The following is a 14,296-nucleotide window of genomic DNA, read 5'->3' on the forward strand; positions in this document are numbered from 1 at the left end:
TCGATGGCATGGTGCGTGGTCGCGTCGCCATATCTCCAGAAGATATCAGCCGCAGGAGGTCTTATGCCCACCGAAGCTCGATCACAGCGTCTTGCGGTTCTTATCGACGCCGACAACACCTCCGCCAAGATTGCCGACGGTCTGTTCGAGGAGATCGCGAAGATCGGCGAGGCCAGCGTGCGCCGGATATATGGCGACTTCTCCAGCCCTCGGTCCAAGAGTTGGGCAGACATCCTGGCGAAGCACGCAATCATTCCGCAACAGCAGTTCGCCTATACCACCGGGAAGAATGCTTCCGATATCACACTGGTGATCGACGCGATGGATCTGCTCCATAACGGCCGTCTCGACGGTTTCTGCCTGGTTTCTTCCGACAGTGATTTCACCCGGCTTGCTGCACGCATACGTGAACAGGGTGTCGATGTCTTCGGGTTTGGAGAGCAGAAGACCCCCGAGAGCTTTCGGCAGGCTTGCCGTCGATTCATCTACACCGAAAACCTTCTGCGTGGCCCGGCGAACATCCCGGATACCGTGCCCGCTTCGAACCCGCTTCGATCGTCCAGTGCCGCGCTGCCCATACTCAAGAAAGTCATCGGCCAGATGGACAGTGAAGATGGTTGGGTGCTGCTCGGCACATTCGGAAAGCAGCTCTCGAACCTCTTCTCCGATTTTGATCCTCGCACCTATGGCTTCAGCAAACTGAGTGACCTGGTGAGGAGCACAGCCGAATTCGAAATCGAGGCTCCCAAAGGGGGAGCCATGCGGATACGGATCAAGCCGACGCCCGGCAAAAGGGAAAAAACAAATCCGCTCAGCAGTAGGCGCTTGACGTCCAGGGGCCGCAGCCACCAAGGGCATCCGAAACCCTCCCTTTTCACACGCAGCAGATCGAGGCACTATCGGCCGTTGCTTTCGTCCCCTGGATCACGGCGATGTTGGAAATCCCGGAAGATCGATGCGAGCGCCATCGCCTGTTCAAGGCGATTGACGATGCCTTCAAGGCCGGTGACTTCGAGGCGCTAGGTGCAGCCTTGGGCGGCTCACCCCGCTGGTTCGACGAGCGCATGCCGTTTGAACTCGGCCTCGGCCATCCGCTGGAATATGCGATCTATTGGAGCCCCGTCGGCTTCATCTCGACCCTGCTGGGTGCGGGCTCGGATCCGAACTACGGGGATCACGGCGGGTTTCCGGCAATCATTGCCGCGCTGTCCACCGACCGGGCCGACAGGCTGGAAATCGTGCGGGTGTTGATCGAGGCTGGCGCCGATCCCGACATGCGGGGCGTGAACGACTGGACGCCGCTTCACTACTCAGTGGCCATTCGCAGCGCCGACGCGATCCGCCTGCTTTTGGCGGCGGGCGCTGATCCTGCGCTCAAAACCCGCATCGACGACTACACGACAGCCGTCGAGGAAGCCGACATTGCCGGCTTTGAAGCTGGCGCTTCATTGTTGCGCGATGCGATGGCCGGGCGTGGCTCCAACGGACAGTGAGTCATCTCGCGATTAAAACGGCCGGCGACAGCTGTTGGCCAAGCCGGCCTCAGACCATCTTCAGCCCCGCCTTGAAGCGCTTGCCATTGGCAACGTAGTGCGCGGCCGAGCCGCGCAGCCTGGCGACGGCCGCATCGTCCAGCACCCTGATCGCCTTGGCCGGCGAGCCGACGATCAGCGAATTGTCCGGAAATTCCTTGCCTTCGGTGACCAGCGCGCCGGCGCCGACCAGCGAATTCTTGCCGATCCTGGCGCCGTTCAGCACGATGGCGCCCATGCCGATCAGGCTGTTGTCGCCGATCGTGCAGCCATGCAGCATGGCCCGGTGACCGATGGTGCAGCCCTCGCCGATGGTCAGCGGAAAGCCTGGATCGGTGTGCATGACCGTGTGTTCCTGCACATTGGTGTCGGCGCCGATGACGACAGGTTCGTTGTCGCCGCGAATGACGACGCCGAACCAGAAGCCGGCATTGCGGCCGACGCGCACGTCACCGATCAGCGTCGCATCGGGCGCGATCCAGTTTGTGTCCGCGTCCGCGAAGCTGGGCTCTGTTCCTTCGATCGCATAAAGCGGCATTGTCTGTCTCCGAATCGTCTCAGATGCCGGACCCTAGGAGACCGATCGTCCATGAGGCAATGGCAAGCACGACGATGCCCAGCGCCAGGGACCAGGCAATCGCCGTGCAGCCGCATGACAGGAGCGCCACTGTCGAAATACGATTCTCGCGCCGAGCATCGAGGGCAGCGTTGACCAGCATGAACGGCCCGGCGCCAGCCGTAGCCGCCAGCGAGCGCAGCACATGCGAGGGCGACACATAGGGTTCGGCAAAGGCGACCTTGCGGCCCGACACCAGTTCCATCGTCGAGCCCGTCAGCCCGCAGACCGTCAGCCCGACGACAAAAGCGAACAGGAAGAGTTCCATCTGAGCCATCTTAACCTTCCATTTACCATGAAATCGCACAGTCGTTTCAGGAAGGCTGCAAGAGCCGTGCCGCGCGATGTGTGCCGCCAAGGGACACCGGGAATGGCGGACGGGCGGTTGGGATGAGGACCGAGATGAAGCAGGCAGCGATCGCCGACGGCCCTGAATTCACCGTGGTCGATTCCACGCTGATGAGGCGGGTGTTCTATGCGTTCGCCGCACTTGCCTTGCTGTCGGCGGCGATCAGCCTTGGCGGCAAATGGTTCGGCCATTCGATCGCCATGGCCGGATATACGGACGACACCACGGTGCGCCAGGTGGTGATCGGCAAGAATGTGATTTCCGTGCCGGCCAATTTCATCCGTTTCGACCAGGCCCGGCGCGACGGGGTTGCCTCGCGTCTCGACCTTTATCTGCGCTATCCCGAGATGGACGGCTACAGCGAGGCGGCTCGCGACGACTTCAACCACTCGGAAGCCAACAGGAAGATCATCTTCCTGTCCTTCGAACAGCAGATGATGTCGCGCGATATGAGCGGCCGGTTCGCGCCGATCTACAGCGCGCTGATCGTCCAGCCCGGCATTCCGGGACCTGGCGGCACGACCGTCTACGGTTTCAATGAGACATCAGGCTATCTGAACGAGGTGCTGGTGGTCGGCAAGCGTGGGGGGAAGGACCCATTCGTCGCCCGCTGCCTGAGCGGGCCGAGTGCCGGTCAATCGCTGGCGCCCTGCGAGCGGGACATCCATGTCGGCGACGATCTCAGCCTCACCTACCGTTTTCCCAAGGAATTCCTTGGCGACTGGCAGGCGCTTGACGCGGCGATGGCGGCAGAGGCCGGGCGGATATTGAAGCCCGGACATTGACTGACAGATGCCGAGGCCGGCCGCGCTCGGCGCGGCCTGCCATCGGCTTGCAGGCTCAGGCCAGATCGATGTCGAGGATCGCCATCGAGAAATTGTAGTCGCCGTCATCCTCGTCCTTGAAGACGATGCCGAGGAACTCGTCACCGACATAGACCTCGGCCGAATCTTCCTTGCGCGGCCGTGCCTTGACCTCAAGCTTGGGGTTCTGGAAGACGCGCTTGAAATAGGCGTCCAGCTTTCTGATTTCGTCCGGCTTCAACAGTCTTCTCCGATCATCGGGCTTGCTGGTTTGAAGGGCGCTTCTGGCACGTCGACAATGGCAATGTAAAGGCAAGCCGGCCGTATTGCACCGGAAGCTCCAGCGCCGCCGGTCAAAAATCGCAGCAACGCCGGTCAGCGCGCCAGCGCGAAAAAATCAGATATCGAAGCTGACCACCTGGTCCATCGACTGCGACGGCAGAAGCTGGTCCATCTGGCGGGAAGGCTGGTCGCAACCGGTCTCGCCGACGACGCGGGCGGGCACGCCGGCAACCGTCTTGTTGTGCGGCACGGGCGACAGCACCACCGAGCCCGCCGCGATCTTGGAACAATGGCCGACTTCGATGTTGCCGAGAAATCTGGCGCCGGCGCCGATCAGCACGCCACGGCGGATCTTGGGGTGGCGGTCGCCACCGGCCTTGCCGGTGCCGCCCAGCGTCACGCCGTGCAGGATCGATACATCGTCCTCGATGACCGCGGTCTCGCCGACGACGAGGCCGGTGGCGTGGTCGATGAAGATGCCCTTGCCGATGCGGGCGGCCGGATTGATGTCGGTCTGGAAGACCGAGGAGGAACGGCTCTGCAGGTAGAGCGCGAAGTCCTTGCGGCCCTGGTTCCACAGCCAATGCGCCAGCCGATGGGTCTGGATGGCGTGAAAGCCCTTGAAATACAACACCGGCATGATGAAGCGGTCGCAGGCCGGGTCGCGGTCGTAATAAGCCTGGATGTCGACGCGCACCGTCGTCGGCCAGTCCTTGTCGTCAGCCAGCATCGATTTGAAGGTCTGACGGATGAGATCGGAGCCGATATCCTGATGGGCAAGCCGCTCGGCGATCCGGTGGATGACGGCCTCTTCCAGGCTCTCCTGGTTGAGGATCGTCGAATAGAGGAACGCTGCAAGAAGCGGATCGCGGTTGACCGCGTCCATCGCCTCATCGCGGATCGAACGCCAGATCGGATCGACCGGCTGCAACGCGTTGTGGCGGGAAATGCTGATGCTGTTCATCGACGTCTCGTCCTGCGTCCTGCTGGCTTGCCTGTTGTGCTTGCCTGCTGTCTGGCCGCACATATAAGCCAGATCATAGCACGATTGAACTCAATTTTCCTTAGTGCTGTGTCAAATGGATTTGGTTCGCAGGAATTCAAGCAGCCATGGAAAACGAACCCTTGATCGACCCAGCTGCCGGAAAGCGGCGTTCCGCGCCTGCTGCCGGGAAGATGTAGAGCAACCTGGTGGCGGGCTCAAGGTCAGCGCGGCGCCGATGGCACCGCGCTGTGACGGACGATGTTCAAGTCGGCAGCGGCGTGCCGGCCTGTTCCGCCACCATGTATTCGGCATACCAGTCGGGCCGGTTCACATCGTGCTGTCCGCCGGTCCGTTTCTCGTGTTCGCCATGTGCGGCCGCCGCACGCCGCAGCGCCGCCGCAAGCTCGCCCGACGACGTGAATATCGTGTCGCTGGCATCCACGCGTCCGGGCAATCGCTGGGTGATTTCCTGCAATATGAAGCTGTTGCCGTCCGGATCGCTGAACGTGACATAGGAGGAATAACTACGCCCTTCCGGATGCCGGCCGCTGATCGGCGGCTGCCCTGGTCCCGCGCGGTGAAAGACCTCGCTCGCCTCGACGCCGCGCGCCACGAGTTCGGCATGCGCCGCCTCGATATCGGACACCACGAGATAAAGTCCCCTCGCCGAGCCTGGCGCGGCCGATGTCAGACCCTTGCCGAAATGGATCGAGCATGGCGAACCCGGAGGCGTGAACTGCACGACCCGAAACGCATCGCCGACGACGAAGTCGGCGTCGAGCCGCCAGCCCAGGCCGCCATAGAAACGCTTGGACCGGTCGGCATCCGCAACGGCAATGATGACGGCCTCCAGCTTCATGTCGATCGTCCCCGGTCTCGGAGTCTCGCTGCTTGGGGTATTGGTCATGTCAGCCTCCCTGGGTTGGATTTTTCTCGACTGGCAACATTCCTCAGAGCCCCGGCCCATGCAAGGTTCGAAGTATTGGCTTTTTCACTCGAAGGGCTGAGATCGATTAACTGGACGGATGACGAAAATGAAAGACCAGCCCTTGATCGACGAACCGCTGAAACAGGAACTCTCAGGCTTCTATCGGGCCGAAGACCGCCACTACCACAACCTCGCCCATATCGAGGCGATGCTGGCGCTGGCCGGCGACTATCGCGAGCTGCTCGGCGATCCCGAAGCCGTCGAAGCGGCGATCTGGTTCCACGATGCCATCTACGACAGCAAGGCCAAGGACAATGAGGCCAGAAGTGCCGCCCTTGCCGAGAAGAAACTCGCGGGCCGTACCGATGCCGAGCGGCTGAGCCGCATCAGCGCAATGATCCTCGCCACCGCCACGCACCAGCTGCCCCGGTTCGACGACGCGGCGGCCACACGCGACGCCAGTCTATTCCTTGACATGGACCTGTCGATCCTGGGCGCGGAGCCGGACGCCTTCGACGCCTATGAGCACGCGGTTCGCCGCGAATATGACTGGGTGGAGGAGCCGATGTGGCGTGCCGGACGGGGTGCTGTGCTGAACAGTTTTCTCACTCGCCCGCATATCTTCCACACGGAAGAATTTCGCCAGCGCTTCGAGCCGCCGGCCAGGCTGAACATGGCGCGGTCGCTAGAGACCCTGCAAAAGCCCTCGTGATTGTTCGCTCGGACTCTCCTGGCGCTTGCATGTGGCCCCAAAAGGCCATTGGCTGCTCGACGGCTGCGAGAGCCGTATCGCTGAAATCGTCAAAACGTGAATTCTTCTGAGGTGCCGACATTATGAGCAGCAATTTCTTCCAGCCGGTCGACGCCTCGGCCGTTCCCCGCTTCGCCGGGCTTTCGACCTTCATGCGGCTGCCGGCGGTGGCGAGCGCCGAGGGGCTCGATATCGCGCTGGTCGGCATACCGTGGGATGGCGGCACGACCAACCGCGCCGGGGCACGGCACGGCCCGCGCGAGATCCGCAACCAGTCGAGCTTGATGCGGCGCGTCCACCACGTCTCGGGGACCGAGCCGTTCAGCATCGCCAATGTCGCCGATGTCGGCGATCTCTCGGTCAATCCGATCAACCTCATGGACGGATTGAAGCGCATCGAGGACGGCATCGCGGCGATCGTGGCGGCAGGCGCCATTCCGCTGGCCGCCGGCGGCGATCATCTGACGACGCTGCCGGTGCTGCGCGCCGTCGCCAGGGATCGTCCGGTCGGCATGATCCATTTCGATGCGCATTCCGACACCAATGACCGCTATTTCGGCGACAATCGCTATACGCACGGCACGCCCTTCCGCCGCGCCATCGAAGAGGGCCTGCTCGATCCCAGGCGTGTCGTGCAGATCGGCATTCGCGGCTCGATCTACGAGCCCGGCGAGCATGACTGGGCGGTCGCCCAGGGCATTCGCATCATCTACATGGAAGAGTTCGTCAGGCGGGGTGCTGCCAGCGTCATGGAAGAAGCGCGCGCCATCGCCGGAACCGGACCGACCTACGTGACCTTCGACATCGACTGCATCGATCCGTCGATGGCGCCGGGAACAGGCACGCCCGAACTCGGCGGCTTCACCACCCGCGAGGCGCAGGAAATGGTCCGACTGCTCGACGGATTGAACATTGTCGGCGCCGATGTCGTGGAAGTGGCGCCGCCGTTCGATCTTGCCGGCATGACGGCGCTGGCGGGCGCGACGATGATGTTCGAACTGCTGTGCGTGCTGGCGAAGTCGGTTCAGGCCGCGAGAGCACGGAACGTCAGGTAAAGGCGCCTATGGTCGACGCCATTGCCGCAAGGATGGCCAGCCCCGCCGCCACCGACAGCCCGTTGAGGATGATCCCCAGCAGGCCAAAGGCGCGATTGTCGTTCGAACGCACCAGCGCCATGATGCCGAAGACGAGCCCGGTGACGTGTGCCAGCGGCCCCGCCAGATAGAAACACGGCCATGAAGAACCCGGTGGCGACGTTCTGGACCGACTGGGATGTATCGCTCGGCATCGCCACCATTATGGCCATGGCAAGCGCTCCCGCCGTAAAGGCTGCCAGTGCCAATATGACCGAACGTTTGCCGAACTTGCCTTGCGCCACCGCGCCCGGCATCACGCCGGTGCTTCTTCCCCATTGTGCCACTGTCGCCCCCCGGCTCACCGCTCAAAGCGGATATTCAGCATAAAACTCCAGCACGCGCTGCTTGAAGGTCTTGTCCCCTACCGCCAGCATATGGTCCCTGCCCTCGATGTGGAAAGCCCTGGCGTTCGGCATCAAGGCGGCGAGCTCGTCCGGTGAGCCGCCAATGTCGTCCGTGGTGCCGACCGCGACCAGCGTCGGCTGGGCGATGCGGGCAATATCGTCCTCATCAAGCAACTCCCGCGACTTGGCGATGCAGGCGGCAAGCGCCCGGCGATCGCTGCGGGTCTGGTCGGCGAAGGCGCGGAAGGAGCGGCCGCGCGGATGGGTGGTGGCAGTCGGATCGTCGGCGAGCAGGGCCGCGGCAATCGGATCCCAATCGCCGACGCCGTCGATCATGCCGATGCCGAGGCCGCCAAAGACCAGCGTCGCCACCTTGTCCGGATCGGACAGTGCCAGGAACGCCGCGATGCGCGCGCCCATCGAATAGCCCATGACATGGGCCCGTTCGATGCCGAGATGGTCAAGCAAGGCGGCGGCATCCGAGGCCATTTTTGCCGGTGTATAATCGGCTTCGTCATAGCTCTTCGATGACGAGCCATGGCCGCGATTGTCGAAGGCGATAGCGCGATAGCCGGCATCGTTGAGCGTCTTGAACCAGCCGGGCGACACCCAATTGACATAGTGGCTCGAGGCGAAACCGTGGATCATGAGCACCGGATCGCCCTCGCCCGAGGCCGGCTGGCGGTCGAGGAAGGCGAGGTCGAACCCGTCATGGGAAAAAAACTGCATCGGAAGGCGATCCCCGGCGCTCAGTTGGAATCGACGTTCGGAGAATCGCCCTTGTCAGCCGGCGGCATACCGGGGCCAGATACGGTGCCGACCGCCGGATGGCGCAAAAGGTCGTCATACTCGATGCCGTTCCTGGCGGCGGTGCCGGCCTTGAGTTCGAGCACGAAGCGCACCGGTACGCCTGGCGAAATGATGGCCTGGGATTGCGGTTCGCCGTGCTTGATCGCCCGGATCTTGCCATCCTGGCCAACAAAGATCAGGTCAAGCGGCATCGGCGTGTTTTGCATCCAGAAACTGACCTGCTGCGGTATCTCGAAGACGAACAGCATGCCGTGATCGTCCGCCATGTCCTGGCGGTACATCAACCCAGCCTCGCGCTCCGCATCGGTGTCGGCGATTTCGATCGAAAAGGAGCGATTCCCGTCTTTCGTCACCAGGACCAGCGGCGTCGGGTCGACCGGAAGGATCATCGCCCGGCTGTCGGCCGAGGTTGGCCGTTCCGAATAGAAGAACGCGCCTGCGGCCACGATCACCGCAGCAATGGCGCAAAGCACACCCGCCGTCAGCCAGTTCCTGTGAGCCATGCAAAGTCCTCGACCGGAAATCGTCCTAGACCATGATCCCAAAAAGTGGAACCGGTTTTCTCGGACAAACGGAAGCCGTTTGTCCAGAGATCATGGTCAAACAAAGAGGAGGTAGAACCTGAACCATCCCGGTTCTATCGGGATGGGTCGGGTTCTAGTGCGAAACCGGCAAGGTGCCCATATCGGGGTGAATTTCTGCGGCCATAAGGCCTTTGTCACCGCGCCCGAAACGGACAAGCACGACCTGCCCCGGCCGAAGCTCGGTGATGCCATAGCGGCGCAAGGTCTCCATATGGACGAAAATGTCCTCGGTGCCCTCGCCACGAGTCAGGAAGCCGAAGCCCTTGGTGCGGTTGAACCACTTGACCAAAGCCCGTTCGAGCCCGCTCTCCGGCGTTACCGCGACATGGGTGCGCTGTTCCTGCATTTCCGCGGGATGGACGGCTGTGGTGACATCCATGGAAAGCACGCGGAAGGCCTGCAGCCCACGATCGCCCTGCTTGACAAGACAGACCACGCGCGCGCCTTCCAAGGCTGTCTGGAAGCCGTCCCGCCGAAGACATGTCACATGGAGGAGGATATCGCCCGAAACACCGTCATCGGGAAGGATGAACCCGTAGCCCTTGGCCACATCGAACCACTTGATGGCGCCGGCAATTTCGGTCAGGTCGGCGGCATCGCCGCCTTCGTCGCGCGTCAAGGCGTCGGCAAGGGTTCCGGCCCGCCCCGTCAAAGAGGCCTTTTCCCCCATAAGAATGCCCCCTTTTTTCAAGAACACCGCAACTGATTCTTGACACCAGATTAACACCGCGGCTTCCGGTGTGTGCAAGACCTTCCCTGCCTTTTTTCACGGTTCATTGCGGGAATACCGGATTTGTTCTTTGCCGGCATCGCCGGGAGCCGGAGATTGCCCTTTGAGCGGGCCGACCCTATGTTGCGCCGCAACCCAACAAATCGAGGAAAACACATGCGCTATCTGCACACCATGGTCCGAGTCGCCGATGTCGATGCCTCGCTCGATTTCTACTGCAACAAGCTCGGGCTGAAGGAGGTCCGCCGCTACGAAAACGAGCAGGGCCGCTTCACGCTGATCTTCCTCGCCGCCTCCGAAGACGAACAGAGCGGCATCAACGACAAGGCGCCGCTGGTCGAACTCACCTACAATTGGGATCCGGAAGACTACAAGGGCGGGCGCAATTTCGGCCACCTCGCCTATGAGGTCGACGACATCTACGCCACCTGCCAGCATCTGATGGACAACGGCGTCACCATCAACCGGCCGCCGCGCGACGGCAACATGGCCTTCATCCGGTCACCGGACGGCATCTCCATCGAGCTGCTGCAGAAAGGCCCGGCGAAAGCCAAGGCCGAACCCTGGGCTTCGATGGCGAACACCGGAAGCTGGTAGGCATCAAACCTTATACCGGGACCTGACACCGGGCGGGATTTGCTCGGCCGCCTTTGCCGTTTCTCATGAAGGCACCTATCTACCCGAACGTGGCGCCAGCCTGGAAAGTCTGGCGCCACGTCGAACAATGGGCGCCTGCCCCTCTGGAGAATTCACTCATGCCGACCAGCCGTGCCGATGTCGCCACCGAACATGCCAGCCGCTATCTGCAGCAGTTGTGCAAGCACTGGGCGCACAAATTTCCGGTCGAATTCGACCCCACCCATGGCACCATCGATCTGACGTCGCTGGGACGCACCGTCATGGATGCCGATGCAAGCACGCTGCACATCACGGTGTCGACTGACGAAGCCGGGGCGATCGAGCGCCTGGAAAGCGTTGTCGCCGATCACATCAAGCGCTTTGCTTTCCGCGAAGAACTGACCTTCGACTGGAAGCCGGCTCCGACGGCGTAATCGGCCTAATTCTTACCGGCCTGACTGGCCATCTCCAGCAAAGCCAGCACCGAGCGCCAGTTGCGCGCGGTGCCAGGCACCTTGAGAACGCGCGGAATGAGATTGGCAAACACTGATTTGCCGAGTCCGTCCGGCGCGCTGAGGTAGAGCACGTCTCCCTTGACCTCGAAGCGCTCGGGGCCGGTGCACGTTTCGGCCAGCCGCGCCACCTCATCGGCGGTCGGCTCGCGCTCCAGCGCATAGGCATGGAGCTTGGTGTGGTCGGCGGCCGCTTCCGGATAGGGATTTTCGCTCACCAGCCGTTCGAACCAGGAGAGATCGCGCACCATGATGCGCGAATGAAAACCCCATTTCTTCTCGAAGGCTGCTTCGACCTGTTTGGTCAGCGCGACCGCGTCGCCCTTGCCGGCCCGGAACACGACATTGCCGCTCTGCACATAGGTGGCGACATCGGAAAAGCCGAGATCCTCGAAGAACGAGCGCAACTCCGCCATCTTGACGATGCGGTTGCCGCCGACATTGATGCCGGAGAACAGGGCGATGAAGACCTTTGCGCTCATATGATGAACCCGGCCAATGTCTCGTTGTCGGTGATGTCCTGATACTGGACGCCCTCGGCCTCGAAGTTTGCCTTCAGCAGGTCGAAATTGCGACGGTCCTTGGTTTCGATGCCGATCAGAACCGAGCCGAAATTGCGCGCCGACTTCTTCAGGTATTCGAAGCGCGCAATATCGTCGTCCGGACCCAGCATTTCGAGGAAATCGCGCAACGCGCCCGGCCGCTGTGGGAAACGGATGATGAAGTATTTCTTCAGGCCCTCGTAGCGCAGCGCCCGTTCCTTGACATCCGGCAGCCGCTCGAAATCGAAATTGCCGCCTGAAACCACCGCGACAATGGTCTTGCCGCGAATCTCCTTCCTGGAAAAATCCTTCAGTGCGTCGATCGCCAACGCGCCGGCCGGCTCGAGCACGACGCCTTCGACGTTGAGCATCTCGATCATGGTCGCGCAGAGCCGGTTTTCCGGGATCAGCCGCACTGTGTCGGCGGCGAACTCCTTGAGGTATCGCAACGGTTCACGACCGATCTCGGCGACCGCAGCACCATCGACGAAGTTGTCGACCTTGGCGAGCTTGAGCCGTTTTCCAGCCGCAAGGCTGTCATGCAGGCTCGGCGCCCCGGCCGGCTCGCAAAAGACGAAACGCGCCTCCCGGCTCTGATCGGCGAAATAATGCGTCACGCCGGCGGCGAGCCCACCACCGCCGACCGGCAGCATGATGATGTCGGGCATGCGTGCACCCGGCATCTGGTCCGCGATCTCATAGGCGACCGTCGCCTGGCCTTCGATGATGTCCTTGTGGTCGAATGGCGGCACCATGTGGGCGCCCGAGCTTTCGGTGAATTCGAAGGCGGCGCGATAGCAGTCGTCGAAAAAGTCGCCGACCAGCCTGATCTCGACGAAATCGCCGCCGAACAGCCTGGTCTTGTCGATCTTCTGCTGCGGCGTCGTCACCGGCATGAACACCACGCCCTTCTTGCCGAAATGGCGGCAGACGAAGGCGAAACCCTGTGCATGGTTGCCGGCCGACGCGCAGACAAACAGTTCGGCCTGATTGCCGGCTGCAAGCGCCTTGCGGAAGAAGTTGAAGGCGCCGCGGATCTTGTAGGAGCGAACGGGCGAAAGGTCCTCGCGCTTCAGCAGCACCCGCGCGCCGGTCTTTTTCGACAGATAGTCGTTTTCCTGCAGCGGCGTTTCCGGAAAAATCTGGCGGATCGCTGCGGCGGCGACGGCAACGCGGGAGGAAAAACTGGTCATCGGAAAGTCACCTTGTGCCGCACCCCTGTCATCAAACCTGGCCGCATAGTGTCTGTCTGTTGCATCCTGAGTTCGCGCAGCCGATCCTGCCTATTGCATATCCGGCCCCGCAACGCCATTGTCCGGCCCTCCATGCCCTTCCCGTAAAGGGCATTCACAGAATCCTTGCAAGCACTTGGGAGCGTTTGTTCATGCCTGTCGCATCGGTCGGCCTGAAATCCATGTCGCTGCCGGAATTCGGCGAGCCGACGGTGATGCCGCTGGTTACCCGGAACACCCATGAAGCGCGCATCGAAGCGCTGCTTGCGCGCGGCGCCAAGGCCGGCTTCGATGCCTTCGCCATCTATGGCGATCGCGAACACGCGGCCAATGTCGCCTATCTCTCAGGCTACGATCCGCGTTTCGAGGAGACATTGTTGGTCATCGTTCCCGGCAAGCAGCCAAGACTTCTCGTCGGCAATGAGGGCTGGGGCTATGCCGAAATCTGCGATGGGCCTTACGAGCGCGTGCTCTACCAGACCTTCTCATTGCCGGCGCAGCCACGCGACCGCTCGGACGCGCTGCCCGACATCCTTGCCGGCTGCGGTCTGAAGCCCGGCGACAGGATCGGCGCCATCGGCTGGAAGCCTTTTGGCGCCGGCGATGCCGGGTTCGATGAGACGGCGCTCGACCTGCCGTCCTTCATTGCCGATACGCTGCGCACGCTTGTCGGCGACAAGGGCGCGGTTGTGAATGCCGCCAATCTTTTGATGAACCCCACCGACGGCCTGCGCGCGATCAACGAGGCCGACCAACTGGCTGCCTTCGAATTCGCCGCGACCTTCACCTCGCAAGGGCTGCGCAATGTGCTCAGAGGTATCGAGCCCGGCATGACCGAACTGCAGGCGGCGCGGCTGATGGGCATGAATGGCCTGCCGCATGGTTGTCATCCGATGCTGTCGGCGGGAAAGCGCGCCGCCTATGGTTTGCCCAGCCCGCGCCTCGACGTCATCCGGCGTGGCGACCCGATCACCATGGCCTATGGCATTCAGGGCGCGCTCAATGCCCGTGCCGGCTTCCTGGCCGAGGACGCCTCCGAGCTGCCTCCTGCCATCCGCGACTATGTCGAAAAGCTGGTCGCGCCCTATTTCGCCGCGGTTGTCGACTGGTACGAAGCGATCGGCATCGGCACGACGGGCGGGGCTTTGTGGAAGGCGGTGCATGACCGCATCGGAGACCCGTTCTTTGGCGTCTCCCTCAATCCCGGCCATCTCGTCCATATCGACGAATGGATGCATTCGCCGGTGTTTTCCGGCTCCGACATCAAATTGCGATCCGGCATGGCGTTGCAGGTCGACATCATCCCGGCGACCGGCAGCGACTATTTCACCACCAATATCGAGGATGGCATCGCGCTCGCCGACGAGGGATTGCGCGAGGAGATTGCGGCGCGCCATCCCGAGGCCTGGAGCCGTATCGAGGCGCGCCGTGCCTTCATGGCGGATGTGCTCGGCATCCGCCTCAAGCCCGAGGTGCTGCCCTTCTCCAACATTCCGGCGTTTCTTCCGCCATTTTGACTTTCGCGCAACAGTGCGATGGCTG

The 14,296-nt window shown here is 62.3% G+C and carries 19 protein-coding genes and 1 pseudogene; 9 read left to right on the forward strand and 11 right to left on the reverse strand.

Annotation, left to right across the window (positions count from 1 at the left end):
• Nucleotides 1–63: 63 nt before the first annotated feature.
• Nucleotides 64–822, forward strand: a pseudogene (locus AC0V7N_RS25295) (NYN domain-containing protein); the annotation flags it as partial.
• A gap of 209 nt (nt 823–1,031) precedes the next feature.
• A complete protein-coding gene (locus tag AC0V7N_RS25300) occupies nt 1,032–1,493 on the forward strand; it encodes an ankyrin repeat domain-containing protein (protein WP_496627340.1) in 462 nt (153 codons plus the stop codon).
• A gap of 49 nt (nt 1,494–1,542) precedes the next feature.
• Here the strand turns inward: AC0V7N_RS25300 and AC0V7N_RS25305 are convergent, their stop codons facing one another.
• Together AC0V7N_RS25305 and AC0V7N_RS25310 are read right to left on the reverse strand one after the other, a co-directional pair.
• The gene (locus tag AC0V7N_RS25305; RefSeq protein ID WP_475451007.1) at nt 1,543–2,070 is read right to left on the reverse strand and encodes a gamma carbonic anhydrase family protein; all 528 of its coding nucleotides are present in this window, start codon (nt 2,068–2,070) and stop codon (nt 1,543–1,545) included.
• 19 nt (nt 2,071–2,089) lie between these two features.
• On the reverse strand, nt 2,090–2,425 hold the full coding sequence (locus tag AC0V7N_RS25310; RefSeq protein ID WP_475451008.1) for a DUF6949 family protein: 336 nt from the start codon (nt 2,423–2,425) through the stop codon (nt 2,090–2,092).
• 125 nt (nt 2,426–2,550) lie between these two features.
• On the opposite strand from AC0V7N_RS25310, the gene AC0V7N_RS25315 reads away from it, so the two are divergent.
• A complete protein-coding gene (locus tag AC0V7N_RS25315) occupies nt 2,551–3,282 on the forward strand; it encodes a hypothetical protein (RefSeq protein WP_475451009.1) in 732 nt (243 codons plus the stop codon).
• Nucleotides 3,283–3,337: 55 nt separating this feature from the next.
• Here the strand turns inward: AC0V7N_RS25315 and AC0V7N_RS25320 are convergent, their stop codons facing one another.
• The 3 genes from AC0V7N_RS25320 to AC0V7N_RS25330 all read right to left on the reverse strand — a co-directional run bounded on the left by AC0V7N_RS25320 (nt 3,338) and on the right by AC0V7N_RS25330 (nt 5,474).
• The gene (locus tag AC0V7N_RS25320) at nt 3,338–3,541 is read right to left on the reverse strand and encodes a DUF3126 family protein (RefSeq protein WP_006200852.1); all 204 of its coding nucleotides are present in this window, start codon (nt 3,539–3,541) and stop codon (nt 3,338–3,340) included.
• Nucleotides 3,542–3,697: 156 nt separating this feature from the next.
• Entirely contained in the window at nt 3,698–4,546 is an 849-nt protein-coding gene (gene cysE, locus AC0V7N_RS25325; RefSeq protein WP_496627341.1) for a serine O-acetyltransferase, read from the reverse strand.
• A gap of 283 nt (nt 4,547–4,829) precedes the next feature.
• Complete coding sequence (locus AC0V7N_RS25330; protein ID WP_475451010.1) at nt 4,830–5,474, reverse strand: VOC family protein; 645 nt, start codon at nt 5,472–5,474, stop codon at nt 4,830–4,832.
• A 127-nt stretch (nt 5,475–5,601) separates the two neighbouring features.
• On the opposite strand from AC0V7N_RS25330, the gene AC0V7N_RS25335 reads away from it, so the two are divergent.
• Together AC0V7N_RS25335 and speB are read left to right on the forward strand one after the other, a co-directional pair.
• Nucleotides 5,602–6,207: an HD domain-containing protein gene (locus tag AC0V7N_RS25335; protein ID WP_475451011.1), complete on the forward strand. Its 606-nt coding sequence runs from the start codon at nt 5,602–5,604 to the stop codon at nt 6,205–6,207.
• Nucleotides 6,208–6,329: 122 nt separating this feature from the next.
• On the forward strand, nt 6,330–7,301 hold the full coding sequence (gene speB, locus AC0V7N_RS25340; RefSeq protein WP_475451012.1) for an agmatinase: 972 nt from the start codon (nt 6,330–6,332) through the stop codon (nt 7,299–7,301).
• On the opposite strand, the gene AC0V7N_RS25345 is transcribed toward speB, so the two are convergent.
• Nucleotides 7,294–7,422 carry a hypothetical protein gene (locus tag AC0V7N_RS25345; protein WP_496627342.1) on the reverse strand — a complete coding sequence of 43 codons (129 nt, stop codon included), beginning with the start codon at nt 7,420–7,422 and terminating at the stop codon, nt 7,294–7,296. The two genes, speB and AC0V7N_RS25345, sit on opposite strands and share 8 nt — an antisense overlap.
• Nucleotides 7,423–7,481: 59 nt before the next feature.
• On the opposite strand from AC0V7N_RS25345, the gene AC0V7N_RS25350 reads away from it, so the two are divergent.
• Nucleotides 7,482–7,709, forward strand: a complete 228-nt coding sequence (locus tag AC0V7N_RS25350; protein ID WP_496627343.1) for a hypothetical protein — start codon at nt 7,482–7,484, stop codon at nt 7,707–7,709.
• Here the strand turns inward: AC0V7N_RS25350 and AC0V7N_RS25355 are convergent.
• From AC0V7N_RS25355 to AC0V7N_RS25365, 3 genes are all read right to left on the reverse strand, one after another.
• Nucleotides 7,688–8,455: an alpha/beta fold hydrolase gene (locus AC0V7N_RS25355; RefSeq protein WP_475451014.1), complete on the reverse strand. Its 768-nt coding sequence runs from the start codon at nt 8,453–8,455 to the stop codon at nt 7,688–7,690. The two genes, AC0V7N_RS25350 and AC0V7N_RS25355, sit on opposite strands and share 22 nt — an antisense overlap.
• A 20-nt stretch (nt 8,456–8,475) precedes the next feature.
• Nucleotides 8,476–9,039, reverse strand: coding sequence for a DUF192 domain-containing protein (locus AC0V7N_RS25360; RefSeq protein ID WP_475451015.1), 564 nt, complete (start codon nt 9,037–9,039; stop codon nt 8,476–8,478).
• A 154-nt stretch (nt 9,040–9,193) separates the two neighbouring features.
• Nucleotides 9,194–9,790: a cold-shock protein gene (locus tag AC0V7N_RS25365; RefSeq protein ID WP_475451016.1), complete on the reverse strand. Its 597-nt coding sequence runs from the start codon at nt 9,788–9,790 to the stop codon at nt 9,194–9,196.
• Between the two features lie 216 nt (nt 9,791–10,006).
• Here AC0V7N_RS25365 and gloA point away from each other — a divergent pair, with 216 nt between their 5' ends.
• Both gloA and AC0V7N_RS25375 read left to right on the forward strand, forming a co-directional pair.
• Nucleotides 10,007–10,447, forward strand: a complete 441-nt coding sequence (gloA, locus tag AC0V7N_RS25370; RefSeq protein ID WP_027045589.1) for a lactoylglutathione lyase — start codon at nt 10,007–10,009, stop codon at nt 10,445–10,447.
• Between the two features lie 158 nt (nt 10,448–10,605).
• Complete coding sequence (locus AC0V7N_RS25375) at nt 10,606–10,902, forward strand: DUF2218 domain-containing protein (RefSeq protein ID WP_475451017.1); 297 nt, start codon at nt 10,606–10,608, stop codon at nt 10,900–10,902.
• 5 nt (nt 10,903–10,907) lie between these two features.
• Here AC0V7N_RS25375 and AC0V7N_RS25380 read toward each other — a convergent pair whose 3' ends face one another.
• Complete coding sequence (locus AC0V7N_RS25380; protein WP_496627344.1) at nt 10,908–11,462, reverse strand: DUF1697 domain-containing protein; 555 nt, start codon at nt 11,460–11,462, stop codon at nt 10,908–10,910.
• Nucleotides 11,459–12,715, reverse strand: coding sequence for a threonine ammonia-lyase IlvA (gene ilvA / locus AC0V7N_RS25385; RefSeq protein WP_475451018.1), 1,257 nt, complete (start codon nt 12,713–12,715; stop codon nt 11,459–11,461). The genes AC0V7N_RS25380 and ilvA overlap by 4 nt, the downstream gene beginning before the upstream one ends.
• 191 nt (nt 12,716–12,906) lie before the next feature.
• Between ilvA and AC0V7N_RS25390 the strand changes: the two genes are divergently transcribed.
• Nucleotides 12,907–14,271, forward strand: coding sequence for an aminopeptidase P family N-terminal domain-containing protein (locus AC0V7N_RS25390; protein ID WP_496627345.1), 1,365 nt, complete (start codon nt 12,907–12,909; stop codon nt 14,269–14,271).
• Nucleotides 14,272–14,296: the final 25 nt, after the last annotated feature.

It is taken from the genome of Mesorhizobium kamtschaticum (assembly GCF_056174585.1).

Coding starts and splice junctions, on each gene's coding strand:
- AC0V7N_RS25305 (WP_475451007.1), bottom strand. CDS start 2,070: ATGCCGCTTTATGCGATCGAAGGAACAGAGCCCAGCTTCGCGGACGCG.
- AC0V7N_RS25310 (WP_475451008.1), bottom strand. CDS start 2,425: ATGGCTCAGATGGAACTCTTCCTGTTCGCTTTTGTCGTCGGGCTGACG.
- AC0V7N_RS25315 (WP_475451009.1), top strand. CDS start 2,551: ATGAAGCAGGCAGCGATCGCCGACGGCCCTGAATTCACCGTGGTCGAT.
- cysE (WP_496627341.1), bottom strand. CDS start 4,546: ATGAACAGCATCAGCATTTCCCGCCACAACGCGTTGCAGCCGGTCGAT.
- AC0V7N_RS25330 (WP_475451010.1), bottom strand. CDS start 5,474: ATGACCAATACCCCAAGCAGCGAGACTCCGAGACCGGGGACGATCGAC.
- AC0V7N_RS25335 (WP_475451011.1), top strand. CDS start 5,602: ATGAAAGACCAGCCCTTGATCGACGAACCGCTGAAACAGGAACTCTCA.
- speB (WP_475451012.1), top strand. CDS start 6,330: ATGAGCAGCAATTTCTTCCAGCCGGTCGACGCCTCGGCCGTTCCCCGC.
- AC0V7N_RS25345 (WP_496627342.1), bottom strand. CDS start 7,422: ATGGCGCTGGTGCGTTCGAACGACAATCGCGCCTTTGGCCTGCTGGGG.
- AC0V7N_RS25350 (WP_496627343.1), top strand. CDS start 7,482: ATGAAGAACCCGGTGGCGACGTTCTGGACCGACTGGGATGTATCGCTC.
- AC0V7N_RS25355 (WP_475451014.1), bottom strand. CDS start 8,455: ATGCAGTTTTTTTCCCATGACGGGTTCGACCTCGCCTTCCTCGACCGC.
- AC0V7N_RS25360 (WP_475451015.1), bottom strand. CDS start 9,039: ATGGCTCACAGGAACTGGCTGACGGCGGGTGTGCTTTGCGCCATTGCT.
- AC0V7N_RS25365 (WP_475451016.1), bottom strand. CDS start 9,790: ATGGGGGAAAAGGCCTCTTTGACGGGGCGGGCCGGAACCCTTGCCGAC.
- gloA (WP_027045589.1), top strand. CDS start 10,007: ATGCGCTATCTGCACACCATGGTCCGAGTCGCCGATGTCGATGCCTCG.
- AC0V7N_RS25375 (WP_475451017.1), top strand. CDS start 10,606: ATGCCGACCAGCCGTGCCGATGTCGCCACCGAACATGCCAGCCGCTAT.
- AC0V7N_RS25380 (WP_496627344.1), bottom strand. CDS start 11,462: ATGAGCGCAAAGGTCTTCATCGCCCTGTTCTCCGGCATCAATGTCGGC.
- ilvA (WP_475451018.1), bottom strand. CDS start 12,715: ATGACCAGTTTTTCCTCCCGCGTTGCCGTCGCCGCCGCAGCGATCCGC.
- AC0V7N_RS25390 (WP_496627345.1), top strand. CDS start 12,907: ATGCCTGTCGCATCGGTCGGCCTGAAATCCATGTCGCTGCCGGAATTC.